The organism is Paenarthrobacter sp. NPDC057981 (genome assembly GCF_042886835.1).
Lineage (GTDB): Bacteria > Actinomycetota > Actinomycetes > Actinomycetales > Micrococcaceae > Arthrobacter.
In genome coordinates this window covers 1-12731 of the sequence record NZ_JBHVQI010000019.1, presented here as the reverse complement: position 1 = coordinate 12731, position 12731 = coordinate 1, and the positions used below count along the sequence as shown (strand labels likewise).

Annotated in this window: 13 protein-coding genes and 1 tRNA gene; 11 read left to right on the top strand and 3 right to left on the bottom strand. The window is 63.1% G+C overall.

The genetic code is table 11. The features are described 5' to 3' along the window. Positions 1–45: 45 nt before the first annotated feature. Together ACFVSI_RS16055 and ACFVSI_RS16050 are read right to left on the bottom strand one after the other, a co-directional pair. On the bottom strand, positions 46–420 hold the full coding sequence (locus ACFVSI_RS16055) for a hypothetical protein (protein ID WP_387825667.1): 375 nt from the start codon (positions 418–420) through the stop codon (positions 46–48). A 1-nt stretch (position 421) separates the two neighbouring features. Beyond that, positions 422–1963, bottom strand: coding sequence for a PspC domain-containing protein (locus tag ACFVSI_RS16050; protein ID WP_387825665.1), 1542 nt, complete (start codon positions 1961–1963; stop codon positions 422–424). A 125-nt stretch (positions 1964–2088) separates the two neighbouring features. On the opposite strand from ACFVSI_RS16050, the gene ACFVSI_RS16045 reads away from it, so the two are divergent. After that, positions 2089–3600 (top strand): PspC domain-containing protein, encoded by a 1512-nt coding sequence (locus tag ACFVSI_RS16045; RefSeq protein ID WP_387825663.1) that lies wholly within the window; start codon positions 2089–2091, stop codon positions 3598–3600. Next, a complete protein-coding gene (locus tag ACFVSI_RS16040) occupies positions 3597–4271 on the top strand; it encodes a LuxR C-terminal-related transcriptional regulator (protein ID WP_387825660.1) in 675 nt (224 codons plus the stop codon). The genes ACFVSI_RS16045 and ACFVSI_RS16040 overlap by 4 nt, the downstream gene beginning before the upstream one ends. A gap of 431 nt (positions 4272–4702) precedes the next feature. Here ACFVSI_RS16040 and ACFVSI_RS16035 read toward each other — a convergent pair whose 3' ends face one another. After that, a complete protein-coding gene (locus ACFVSI_RS16035; protein ID WP_387825657.1) occupies positions 4703–5932 on the bottom strand; it encodes a pyridoxal phosphate-dependent aminotransferase in 1230 nt (409 codons plus the stop codon). Between the two features lie 255 nt (positions 5933–6187). On the opposite strand from ACFVSI_RS16035, the gene ACFVSI_RS16030 reads away from it, so the two are divergent. The 9 genes from ACFVSI_RS16030 to rplL all read left to right on the top strand — a co-directional run bounded on the left by ACFVSI_RS16030 (position 6188) and on the right by rplL (position 12690). Next, positions 6188–6260: transfer RNA gene (locus tag ACFVSI_RS16030), tRNA-Trp, on the top strand. Between the two features lie 80 nt (positions 6261–6340). Next, positions 6341–6622, top strand: coding sequence for a preprotein translocase subunit SecE (secE, locus tag ACFVSI_RS16025; RefSeq protein WP_144659401.1), 282 nt, complete (start codon positions 6341–6343; stop codon positions 6620–6622). Positions 6623–6736: 114 nt separating this feature from the next. Continuing rightward, positions 6737–7558: a transcription termination/antitermination protein NusG gene (nusG, locus tag ACFVSI_RS16020; RefSeq protein WP_144659402.1), complete on the top strand. Its 822-nt coding sequence runs from the start codon at positions 6737–6739 to the stop codon at positions 7556–7558. 129 nt (positions 7559–7687) lie between these two features. After that, complete coding sequence (gene rplK / locus ACFVSI_RS16015; RefSeq protein ID WP_144659403.1) at positions 7688–8119, top strand: 50S ribosomal protein L11; 432 nt, start codon at positions 7688–7690, stop codon at positions 8117–8119. 146 nt (positions 8120–8265) lie between these two features. Further along, the gene (gene rplA / locus ACFVSI_RS16010; protein WP_144659404.1) at positions 8266–8973 is read left to right on the top strand and encodes a 50S ribosomal protein L1; all 708 of its coding nucleotides are present in this window, start codon (positions 8266–8268) and stop codon (positions 8971–8973) included. 106 nt (positions 8974–9079) lie between these two features. Further along, the gene (locus ACFVSI_RS16005; RefSeq protein ID WP_387825652.1) at positions 9080–10189 is read left to right on the top strand and encodes a GNAT family N-acetyltransferase; all 1110 of its coding nucleotides are present in this window, start codon (positions 9080–9082) and stop codon (positions 10187–10189) included. Continuing rightward, positions 10168–11337, top strand: a complete 1170-nt coding sequence (locus ACFVSI_RS16000) for a GNAT family N-acetyltransferase (RefSeq protein ID WP_387825649.1) — start codon at positions 10168–10170, stop codon at positions 11335–11337. The genes ACFVSI_RS16005 and ACFVSI_RS16000 overlap by 22 nt, the downstream gene beginning before the upstream one ends. A 299-nt stretch (positions 11338–11636) precedes the next feature. Beyond that, positions 11637–12236, top strand: a complete 600-nt coding sequence (gene rplJ / locus ACFVSI_RS15995; protein WP_387825646.1) for a 50S ribosomal protein L10 — start codon at positions 11637–11639, stop codon at positions 12234–12236. 76 nt (positions 12237–12312) lie between these two features. Then, positions 12313–12690, top strand: coding sequence for a 50S ribosomal protein L7/L12 (rplL, locus tag ACFVSI_RS15990; protein ID WP_144659408.1), 378 nt, complete (start codon positions 12313–12315; stop codon positions 12688–12690). Positions 12691–12731: the final 41 nt, after the last annotated feature.

Below are 12731 nucleotides of genomic sequence, written 5' to 3'. Positions count from 1 at the left end.
ACACACTTCCCTGTCGCGGTTGCTTTGTCACGTGGATCGGGCGGCTCACGCGGCGGGGTTCTTGGACTTAGTGGAACGCTTGCGCGTTGAAAGAAGTCCGCCAACCACCAAGGCCGCCCCGGCTCCGATCATCAGGCCTATGAGCACATAGGTGCCATTCAGAGTCACCCAGCCGAGGGTGGAGATGATGATCAACGCCGCCAAAGCCACCACGATCAGCCCCCACACCACTGTGCCGATGCGGGCCTGCCGGGGGTCGTCCTCTTCGGCGTGCTCCGCCCGGAAGCTTGGCTCCAGCAGTGGTGTCAGCGGGATCTCCTGGAGCGCGGGCTTTGGGAGGGCTTCGGTGGGGCGGGTTCCCCTGGGCAACGGTTCGGTGGGAGAGGATCCGGATTCCGTGGCTGGATCGTTCGTGCTCATGTCAGTTTCCTTCCTTGATGGTCACGTTGCTGAAGGTGCCGTCGATCTGGACCACCAGATTGGCCCCGGGTTTCCCTGTGTTGTAGACGGTACGGTCATCTTTCAGCCGCCCTCCACGGTCGCTTCCGCGTTCGTTCAGGTTGCCGAAGGTCATATCGGCCCTGACCTCCACAGGGACGTTGTCCGGGATGATGACGGTGACGTTGCTCGCGGTGGCGTCGATGGGTACCAGGACCTCTGTGATCAAGGGCGGTGTCGTAGTGATGTCGCTGAGGTCGACGGTGCCCTGGGCGCCGGTGACGTCAATGCCTTGTTTCGCCTGTTCAACGCTGGTGGGTGCCCAGTTGACGTCGTGGAAGGTCAGTCGGTCACCGTTGCGGGGAACCACGTTGAAGATGCCGCCAATGATCAGGGCAACTATGGCCAGGAACCCGAGGAAACCTGAGGTCCGCCCGCGGAGTCCGGCGACCAGGATGCCCAGGCCCAGGACTGCAGCGCCGGTTGCCCACACCACAGCGTTGGCCGAGCTGCCGAGATCAATGACGTGCCCGGCGTCGAGCGCTTTGAGCGTGCCTCCGGCCAGCAGCGCCGCACCTGCGGACACCGCGATGATGGCTGCTCCGGGTCCCTTGCGTTTGGGGGCGGCCGGCTTCGGGGTCCACCCTTGCGGGGGAGTGGAACCGTACGGAGGACGCGGCCCTGAAGGAGGGACGGGCGTCGATGGAGGGGTTGGCCCCGCACTGTAGCCAGGAGCGCCGTAAGCGTTCGAACCGTACCCGCCCGCGCCTGTAGCCCCGCTGCGCTGGCCTGTCGGCACGGAAGCGCCCGTCGGCACGGATGCGCCGTACACGGGAACTCCGGTGTTGGTGCCCGCCATGGGAGTGGCTGAGTAGGAGGCCGTGTAGTTCTGCGGGCCTGTGGACTGGGATGCTTTCGCGCCCTTGTTCCGCTGAACCAGGGCATAGACGAGGTAACTGACGCCGGCTATCCAGAACAGAGTCCAGAACACACCGGGAAGCCCGTTCCCACCCCATCCCCAGAATCCGCGGCCCAAGCTCGGGAAGCCGATGATGGTGGTGATCAAGGCACCTGTCATGCCGCCTGACCAGCGCCCGGCGGCCGCCTCCTGAACGTGGATGCGTCCATCAGGCTCAGGCAGGAGCGCCCATGCGATGCCGTACAGCAGGACCCCGACGCCGGCGAAAAGTGCAAGCACAATGAAGATGCCGCGGACGATCAGCGGATCGATGCCGAACCGGTGGGCAATTCCACTGGCCACCCCGCCGATCCAGCGGTCAGGTCCACGCCGGATCCCCAGGTTACGGATCCAGTCGAAGAAGTTCTGCTGGGAACCTTGGGGCGCTTCGCCGGTTGGCGCGTAACTGCCGTCTGCCGGACCAGTCCCGGCGGACCCTCCGGCGGAGGGCTGGTCCGAAGAAGTGCCGGGGGCGCCGGTGGAGGCACCGTTCGTGGCGCTGGAGCCGGTTGTGCCGGCGGTGCCAGGCGTTCCGGGTTCCTCTGGGTTCATGCTGTTCGCGTTCATACTTCGATCCTGCCGTCCCGCCGCGTTCGCCCTCTACTGGGGGATACCCTGAATGATCCCTGAGAGACCCCCTGAGCCTGCGGGAATCCGGTTCGGGGAACCCTGATCCGTGCTTGGATTGGTACATGACAACCGCCATCGAACGCCCCCCGCTGGTCCGCAGCAGCGACCGCATGATCGCGGGCGTCTGCAGCGGATTGGCCGATCACTTGGGGTGGCCGGTCAAATATGTGCGGCTCGGGATGGTTCTGGCCAGTTTCGCGGGCGGAGCGGGCCTGGCTTTCTACGCGTGGCTGTGGACCATGGTTCCCACCGCGGACGAGGCCGCCAAACGCAATGCCCGCCGGCCGGCGTCGCCTATTGCTCCTGCCGTGAGCCTGCCGCCCGTGCCGGCTGCCGGCGTCGGGACGGCCCGCCAGCATCAGATGTACGACGCCGGAGCGGCACCGGCGGTGCCCAGCGCACCGGCGGCGGGCGCCCCGGCAAGCAGTTCACCTGGCAGCGGCACGGCCGGGACCAGCCCGGAGGCAGGGGCATCGGCGACGCATTCCCAGGCCTCGTCCGGGGCAGGGTGGGACGGCAGCTCCTTGGCTTCCTGGTTCTCTTTCCGGAAAATCCAATACGGCAAAGAAATCCTGCTCGGCGCGGCGCTGCTGTTGGTGGCTGCCATCCTGATTGCCCGCCAGTTCGGCGTGGACGTCCCGCTGGGCACGCTGATTCCGGCAGCGGCGATCCTGGGTGGTGCCGCGATCGCCTGGATGCAGCTCGATGAAACGCGCAGGGCCGGGCTGGTGGACAAGACGAAGGCGGACCAAGCCGGAGGCTGGGTGCGCTTGGCGGCGGGCCTGGCGCTGGTGGTGGCCGGCGTACTGGTCATGGTGTCCGGCTCCGGGTCGTGGGAGCAGACGTGGCTGGCGCTGTTGGCTTCCGTTGCCGTCCTTGGTGGCGTTGCCTTGGTGCTGCTGCCATGGGGACTCAAGTTCTGGAAGGACCTGGAAACAGAGCGTGCCGGACGCGTCCGCGAAACCGAGCGCGCCGAGATCGCAGCACATTTGCACGACTCCGTGCTCCAGACGTTGGCGCTCATCCAGCGGCGGGCCGGCTCTGAACAGGACGTCATCCGCTTGGCAAGAGCACAGGAACGCGAACTGCGGGTGTGGCTCTTCAGCGATCCCGCCAAGGAATCCGGGCTGCTCGCAGAACGTATCAAGGCAGTTGCCGCAGACGTGGAGGACGCTCACAGCCACGCCGTCGAGGTGGTCGCTGTCGGTGATTCCGATATGACGGAAAGGCACGAAGCCTTGGTCCAGGCGGCGCGGGAGGCAATGCTCAATGCCGCCCGACACGGCGGCGGCACCGTTTCGGTCTATCTTGAGAGCACCGACAGCGGCACGGAGATCTTTATCAAGGACCGGGGCCCTGGCTTCGCGCTCGAAGCCATCCCCGATGACAGGCTGGGCGTGAAGGAATCGATCATCGGACGCATGAAGAGGCACGGCGGCACAGCTGTGATCAACAGCAGCAGCGATGGGACAGAGGTCCGGCTGGCCCTGCCATCAGCAAATTCGGAGATGGGCGAAGGTCGGAACGGCGAGGCCCGGGGCACTGATGTCCGGAACGGAGACACGAAGCAATGACTATCAATCCTGACGCAAGCACAGGACGCCGCGTGCGGGTGGTGATCGTGGATGACCACACCATTTTTCGCTCCGGTTTGAAGGCCGATCTTGATGGGCGCATGGACGTGGTGGGGGAGGCAGGAACGGTGGAGCAAGCCATCGCCGTGATCGCCGGGACCCGACCGGAAGTAGTGCTCCTGGACGTCCACCTTCCCGGTGGCCTCGGTGGCGGCGGCCGCGAGGTCATCGCCGGGTCCGCCGCCTTGCTGGGGAGTACCAGCTTCCTGGCCCTGAGTGTTTCCGATGCCGCCGAGGACGTGGTTTCGGTGATCCGGGCCGGTGCCCGCGGCTACGTCACCAAGACCATCTCGGGCAAGGAAATTTCCGACGCCGTCATCCGCGTGGCTGATGGGGATGCCGTGTTCTCGCCCCGGCTCGCTGGGTTCGTCCTCGACGCCTTTGGCACCGCCCCTGCGGACATCGCTGACGACGAGCTGGACAAGCTGTCCGCCCGGGAACTCGAGGTCATGCGGCTCATCGCCCGGGGCTACAGCTACAAGGAAGTTGCCAAGGAACTCTTCATCTCCATCAAGACCGTGGAAACACATGTGTCAGCTGTGCTGCGGAAGCTCCAGCTCTCCAGCCGCCACGAACTCACCAAGTGGGCGGCGGAGCGCCGCCTCCTCTGACCCTCGCTCACGTCCCGGGTGTTTGGGCGGGTCGCTCGCTCACGTCCCGGGTGTTTGGGCGGGTCGCTCGCTCACGTCACGCGTGCAAGGTGGCGCCCGACGGCGGCACATGGCTGACGGCGTCGCTTCCGGGTGAGGATTGCTCACGGGTTTGAAAAACAAGTAAGCCCCCAAGCAACCTGGTTCCCGTGGCTGGAGGCTGATTGCTGTCAAAGAGGCACGACACACCAGCGGGCGTACCCCTGCCACTGACTTTGAGCAGCCCACGCGCCCCGACCCACCGCAGGTTGGGCGTGGCGGGGCATCGAAGCCAGGCAAAGCAGGTCGTGGCGGTACACGCCCGCGGCTCGCCGCACGTATGGAAAACAAATCAGCCCCCAGCCAACCTGTTCCGGTTGGCTGGGGGCTGATTGCCGAAAAAAGTGAAGGCGCTACTTTGCCTTGCCCAGGAATTCCTGGATCCGACGGACGCCTTCGGCGAGGTCATCGTCGCCGAGTGCGTAGGAAAGCCGCACATAGCCGGAGGGCCCAAACGCCTCGCCCGGAACGATAGCTACCTCAACCTCATCGAGGATCAGGGCCGCGAGTTCAGCTGAGGTGGTCGGTCGGACGGGACCATTGGAGGTCTCGAATTCCTTGCCCAGCAGTCCGCGGACGTCCGCGTACACGTAGAAGGCGCCGGTCGGCGTCGGGCATTCCACGCCGTCAATCGCGTTGAGTCCGGCGACAATCGCCTTGCGGCGGCGGTCGAAGGCAACCTTCATTTCGTCGACGGCGGTCAGCGGGCCGGTGAGGGCAGCGGCGGCAGCGACCTGCATGATGTTGGAGACGTTCGACGTCGCGTGCGACTGCAGGTTGGTGGCGGCTTTGATGACGTCGGCCGGGCCGATCATCCAACCGACGCGCCATCCGGTCATGGCGTACGTCTTGGCGACACCGTTGAGGATCACAACGCGATCGCCAAGCTCCGGGGCCGCCGTGGCGATGGAGGTGAACTCGACGCCGTCGTAGGTCAAGTGCTCGTAGATTTCGTCAGTGACTACCCACAGGCCCTTGGCCGCGGCCCACTTGCCAATTTCGGCAACCTGCTCCGGGCTGTACACAGCGCCCGTGGGGTTGGAGGGGGAGACGAAGAGCAGGATCTTGGTCTTGTCCGTTACTGCGGCTTCAAGCTGGTCCACAGTGACCAGGTAACCCTGCTCCGGTCCGGCGAAAACCTCGACGGGAACGCCACCTGCGAGGCGGATGGCCTCCGGGTAGGTGGTCCAGAACGGGGTGGGAATGATGACCTCGTCGCCCGGATCCACCAGCGTGGCGAAGGTGTTGTAGACGGCCTGCTTGCCGCCGTTGGTCACCAGGACCTGGGAAGGATCAACCTTGTAGCCCGAGTCACGCAGGGTCTTGTCGGCGATGGCCTTCTTCAGTTCCGGCAGACCGCCCGCAGGGGAATAACGGTGGTACTTCGGCTGGCCGGCTGCCTCAATGGCGGCCTGGACGATGTAGTCGGGGGTGGGGAAGTCGGGTTCGCCGGCACCGAAACCAATCACGGGACGACCCGCGGCCTTCAGTGCCTTGGCCTTGGCGTCAACGGCAAGGGTGGCGGACTCGGCAATGGCGGAGATTCGCTGTGAAATGCGGGCGGCAGTTGTTCCGGCAGACATCTATGTACCGTTCTTCGCAGGCAGCTCGTGGGCTGGATGATGGGATTCGACGTAAACTACCTTATGCTGTTCTGCGGAGCTCCCGGGTGCCCACCCGGCTTTGTGACTGATGGTGCTGGTCACAGGCGTAAAAGGGGAGTGGGAGCCCCGGAATCGAGCCGGTTCGACTATCGCGAATTTCTTGCGTAGACTGGTTCACCGGTGTTGAAAAGCATCGCAGGCTGAAGTGCGGCCTGAAACATGGATTCGATCCATAGGGTAGTGGCGCAATTGGTAGCGCAGCGGTCTCCAAAACCGCAGGTTGCAGGTTCGAGTCCTGTCTGCCCTGCGCAAGCTGTTCCGGCGGAAACGCCGGAACACGCGCAGCAACCATGGCTCTGATCAGAGTCGGGTCAACGACTTTGCAAGGTGAGTGAGGACCAGGTGACCGAAACAGCTGCCAGCAGCTCGAAGGGCCGTCCCGCCAAGAAAGCCGAACGCGGCTTCTTCGCCCGTATTGCACTCTTCGTACGCCAGATCATCGGCGAACTGAAGAAGGTCGTTGCACCCACCCGCAAGGAACTGATCAATTACACGCTCGTGGTGCTGGTGTTCGTGGTCATCATGATGGTCATTGTCACCCTGTTGGACCTCGCCTTCGGCACGGGAGTCAGCTGGGTCTTCGGTGGGTCAGGCGCCACGGACCGCTAAGCGGATCTGTCCGCAAACTGTGTGGAATTCCTTGATACTCCGGGAATTTTGCGGGGTTTGCGGAATTGAGCCATTTAAATAGGCATGTTAGGCAATGAGGAAGCAGGAGACCAAGTGTCTGAGCAGGAGCTCGAGGTAAACGAGACTGAGCTGGAAGAATCCGAGGGCACTGCGGCTGAGGCTGCAGAAGAGTCCGAGGTTGATTCCGCTGCGCCCGAATCTGCCGACGTCGACGCCGACGATTCCGAAGAGGACTTCGAGGCGGACGTGGACGAAGAGTCTGATGAAGAGTCCGACGGCGACCAGCTCGCGGCCGCTGCTGCTGCAGCGCCGGCTGATCCTGCCGAGGAATTCAAGGCCAAGCTGCGCCGCCAGGAGGGTGACTGGTACGTCATTCACTCCTACGCCGGTTACGAAAACCGCGTCAAGGCCAACCTTGAGACCCGCATCCAGACCCTGGACATGGAAGATTACATCTTCGAGATCCAGGTGCCGATGGAAGAGGTCGTCGAGATCAAGAACGCGCAGCGCAAGGTCATCAACCGCGTTCGCATTCCCGGTTACGTGCTGGTCCGCATGGACCTGACCGACGCCTCCTGGGGCGCCGTCCGCCACACCCCCGGCGTTACCGGCTTCGTGGGCAACGCCCACAACCCGGTTCCGCTGCGCCTTGACGAGGTCTTCTCCATGCTCGCCCCGGTCTTCGAAGAAGAGCAGGCAGAGCAGGGCAAGCCGGTCAACAAGCAGAACCAGGCTCCCGTGGCCGTCGACTTCGAGGTCGGCGAGTCGGTCATCGTCAAGGAAGGTCCGTTCGAGACCTTGCCGGCAACGATCTCCGAGATCAAGCCCGAGTCCCAGACCCTGGTGGTTCTGGTCTCGATCTTCGAGCGCGAAACCCCGGTGACGCTCGCATTCAACCAGGTCACCAAGATCTAACTGATTCCAAAATTTCGCTCCCTGCCGCCTGCTTAGCGGTACGGAAGCGGCCGGCCGCCTCGCCATGGCGGCCACCAACCTGGGACGCGCTCCTGTGCCCCAGGAAGCTATTGAGAGAAGGACCCTACATTGGCTCCCAAGAAGAAGGTCACCGGCCTCATCAAGCTGCAGATCCAGGCAGGTGCCGCTAACCCGGCTCCGCCGATCGGTCCTGCACTTGGCCAGCACGGTGTCAACATCATGGAATTCTGCAAGGCGTACAACGCTGCAACGGAATCCCAGCGCGGAAACGTTATCCCGGTGGAAATCACGGTCTACGAAGACCGTTCCTTCACCTTCATCACCAAGACCCCGCCGGCTGCAGAGCTCATCAAGAAGGCTGCAGGCGTTGCCAAGGGTTCGGCTACGCCGCACACCGTCAAGGTTGCGAAGCTGACCCAGGCACAGGTTGAGGAAATCGCCACCACCAAGATGGAAGACCTCAACGCCAACGATGTCGCGGCTGCTGCCAAGATCATCGCCGGTACCGCCCGCTCCATGGGCATCACCGTAGAGGGCTAAAACCCCCGAGGGCCCATTGAGGCCTTCACCCGCCGGGCAACCGGCACCTGAACATTGAAATGTCGCAGGATCCTTGCCGGATCCACGACTGTGGCAGGGCCCAGCGCGGTCCGCAGACCACAACTGCACAAGGAGAAACAAGCAGCATGGCAAAGCGCAGCAAAGCATATGAGGCAGCCGTAGCCAAGATCGAGGCAGACAAGGTCTACGCCCCGTTCGAGGCCATCAGCCTGGCGAAGGAAATCAACCCGTCCAAGTTCGACGCAACGGTTGAGGTCGCTTTCCGCCTCGGCGTTGACCCCCGCAAGGCTGACCAGATGGTCCGCGGCACGGTCAACCTCCCCCACGGCACCGGCAAGACCGCCCGTGTCCTGGTTTTCGCAACCGGTGACAAGGCCGAGGCAGCAATCGCAGCCGGCGCCGACTTCGTTGGTTCCGATGACCTGATCGAAAAGATCGCAGGCGGCTGGACCGACTTCGACGCAGCCGTTGCCACCCCTGACCTCATGGGCAAGGTTGGCCGCCTCGGTAAGGTCCTCGGCCCGCGTAACCTCATGCCGAACCCGAAGACCGGCACGGTTACCCCGGATGTCACCAAGGCTGTCAACGACATCAAGGGTGGCAAGATCGACTTCCGCGTCGACAAGCACTCCAACCTTCACTTCATCATCGGCAAGGTGTCCTTCGACGCCACCAAGCTGGCTGAGAACTACGCAGCCGCACTGGAAGAGGTGCTTCGTTTGAAGCCGTCCGCTTCCAAGGGCCGCTACATCCAGAAGGCTACCGTTGCCACCACGTTCGGCCCGGGCATCACCGTTGACCCGAACGTCACCAAGGTTCTCACCGAAGCGTAAGCTTCGCAGAGCACTGCCCTGAAAAGGACCGTCCGGCTTTGCCGGGCGGTCCATTTTCGTTTGCTGGCCTGTTCGCAGGCAGGGGGCGGGCCGTAGGCTGTGGTTCGTGACGTCGTCGAACACTTCCGTGACTGCCGGGCTGAGCGTGGAGCGGATCCCTGTCCCGGCGGGTCCTGACACGGCGGATGCCGCCGACTTCCGTGCCTTTCATCAGCTGCAAAGAGCCCACGCGCTTGAACTGTGGGGCAACCTCGACCGCTGTGCCACGCTCGCCGAGGCCATCCAGTTCTGGCAGGGCAATGACTACGAAGAACGCCAGGTGCTCCTGGCCCGCCTGGACGGTGCCGTAGTTGGCAGCGGGACGCTGACCCTTCCGCTCAGTGAAAATACGACGACGGCGGGCGTGGACGTGCTGGTCGACGCCGGCTTCCGGCGGCGCGGCTTTGGTTCGCGGATCCTGGCCGTTGTGGAGGAGCAGGCGGTCAGGCGGGGGAGGGCTTCCTTCGATGCCTATTGCGGAGAACCGCTGGCTCCTGTGGAGGCCGGTGTTGAGTTGCTGCAGGCGAAATCCGGTTCGGGCGGCGTGCCTTTGGCCGCAGCGTCAACAAGCTTCGCGCTTCGCCACGGGTATTCGCTTGAACAGGTGGAAACGAACAGCACGTTGGCCTTTCCCGTTCCCGAGACGCTGCTCCGGGACCTGGAGGCGGACGCGCTGAGGAGTTCGGAGGGCTACAGTGTGGTCGCCTGGCAGGAACGCGGTCCAGACCACCTTGTAGAGTCCTTCGCCCGTCTCAAGAGCCTCATGAGCACTGAGGTTCCCATCGCCGGGTTGGGATGGGAAGGCGAGGAATGGGACGTCGCCCGGGTCCGTCAGGAGGAATCCACGTGGCGTGCGAGCGGCGTTGACACGGCAGTGTGCGTTGCCCGCCGGGATGACACGGGAGAGCTGGCTGCCTATACGGTCCTGACCCACCGGGAAGAGGCGCCGTCAGTGATCTACCAGGAAGACACCCTGGTGGCGCCCGGGCACCGTGGACATCGTCTGGGGATGCTCGTGAAAGTGGAGAACCTGCGCCGCGCGAAAGAGCTCTGGCCGGACGCCACGTCGGTGATGACATGGAACGCCGTGGAAAACCAGCATATGCTGGCCATAAATATCGCCCTTGGATTCAAGCCGTCCGGCTTTGAAGGCGAATGGCAGAAACGGCTGGGATGACTGTAGACGAGGCGGGGACCGTTCAGGTCGAGCAGCTGTGGGTGCCCGACACCCTGGATAGTCCCGAGGCCGCCGATTTCCTTGACGCCGTGGAAGTCGGGCGCCGGGTGCGCATGGAAACATGGGGGAGCGATGACCTCGCCTACACCCCCTTGGAAAAGCTGCTGGAATTTTCGGACCCCTATGAACGCCAGATCATCCTGGTGGCCAAGGTGGATGGCGTCATAGTGGGCGTGGTGGACATCGCCCTTCCGCTGGCCGACAACATGGACCTGGCCGAGTTCACCCTGGATATCTTGCCTGAGTTCCAAGGACAGGGAGTCGGAAGGCAACTGCTGGAGGCTGCCGAGCAGCTGGCCCGCGCGGAGGGCCGCACCATGGTCCTGGTGGATACAAACCATCCTGCAACGTCACTGACGGAGGTACCCGAGGATCAGATGATCCCCGGCAGCGGAGCAGGTTTTGTTCCCGTCAGCAGCCGTGAGACAGACTTCGCCAAGAAGGCCGGCTACACCCTCCAGCACATTGAACAGTTCAGTTCCTGCATCCTGCCGCTGGATTCCCAGCTCGTGGCAGACCTCCAGCTCGAGGCGGAGGAAGCCAACGGCGGACGGTACGTCCTCCACCACTGGACCGATCGCTGCCCGGAACCTTGGCTGGAAGCTGTTGCCGCGTTGGAGAACGCAGCCGGCGAAGTTGTCCGCGACGACGCCGAGGAAGACGCTCCCGAGGTTGAAGCAAGCGGCATGGTTTTCGACACCGCGGTTCTCAGGGAAACCGAAGACGCCGCCCTGGCGCAGGGACGACGCACGGTGGTCACCGCCGTCGAGCATGTGGACAGCGGCAAGCTGGTGGGCTTGACCACCATCAGTGTGCTCGCGCACCGCCAGGACGTGGTGTTCCAGGACGATACCTTGGTCCTCCAGGAGCATCGCGGCAACAAGCTGGGCTTGCTCATCAAGGTGGCCAACATGGAAAGGCTCAGCGAGCAATTTCCCGACGCCCGCGTGATCTACACCTGGAACGCACCGGAAAACCGGTACCTCCTGACAGTGAACAAGCAGCTGGGATTTACGACGGCGGGTGTCACCGGACTGTGGCAAAAGGAGCTTCCGGGGCGCGACAAAGGGCCAACGGTGTCTGAGTAGGCAGCCCCGATTTGGTTTGCTGAACGCTCTCCCGTAACCTTGAAGTACCAAAGACCGTCGGTTGATGGGAATCCACTCTTTCGAGCACAGCTCAATTCTGCAGCTACGCCCTTGAGAACCAAGTGAATTCCTTGACGAAGGACCCTGAACATAGGGCGGCCGGCGCAGGTGAACGAAGCAAGTCTCCACGGATACATCTGTGTTGAGCCAAGCCCCGTGCATCTGCGCGGGGCGTTTTTAGTTTTAGCTCTCGTGAGCGGGGACCCGGAAGACCGGCTTTATTCCCCGGAAGGAGGGTTATGACAACGCCTAGCAAGGTTTCCGCAGTTGCGGAGATCACCAACGATTTCAAGGAATCGAACGCGGCTGTCCTGACCGAATACCGCGGGCTCACTGTTGCACAGCTCAAGGAACTGCGTGTTGCGCTCGGCCAGGACACCAAGTTCTCGGTCGTCAAGAACACCCTGAGCGCCATTGCAGCCAAGGAAGCTGGAGTTGAAGCATTCAACGATCAGCTCGCCGGCCCTACTGCAATCGCCTTCATCAAGGGTGACGCTGTTGCTGCTGCCAAGAGCCTGACGGACTTTGCCAAGGCCAACAAGCAGCTGGTTATCAAGACCGGCGTCTTCGAAGGCAAGGCATTGGACGCAGCAGGAGTTGCCGCACTGGCAGCCCTCGAGTCCCGCGAACTGCAGCTCGCACGCGTTGCTGGTGTCCTCAAGGCTCCCGCATCTGCTGCTGCACGCATCATCGACGCTCTGCGCCTCAAGCTTGAAGAAGAGGGCGGCGCACCTGCACCGGCCGCTGATGAAGCCCCGGCTGAAGAGGTTGCAACCGAGGAAGCTCCGGCTGCTGAAGAAGCACCGGCCGCTGCCGAAGCTGCAACCGAAGAGAACTAAGTTCTCCCCCCAAACAAACTCCGGCGCACGGAGCGGTACGATCCGGACCTGCGCCAACTAATGGAAGGACGCCACCATGGCGAAGCTCAGCAACGAAGAGCTCATTGAAGCTTTCAAGGAACTGACCATCATCGAGCTCTCCGAGTTCGTCAAGCTCTTCGAAGAGACCTTCGAAGTTACGGCTGCTGCTGTTGCAGTTGCTGGCCCCGCTGCCGGCGGTGCCGCTGAAGCTGCTGAAGAGAAGACCGACTTCGACGTCATCCTCGAATCTGCTGGCGACAAGAAGATCGCAGTGATCAAGGAAGTCCGCGCCATCACCTCCCTCGGCCTCAAGGAAGCCAAGGACCTGGTTGACAGCGCACCGAAGGCTGTTCTCGAAGGCGCCAACAAGGAAGCTGCCGAGAAGGCAAAGGCTCAGCTCGAAGAAGCTGGCGCAACGGTTACCCTCAAGTAACTCGTCTTGCTTGTGGAAGCCCCGCCCGTTCCAATCAAAGG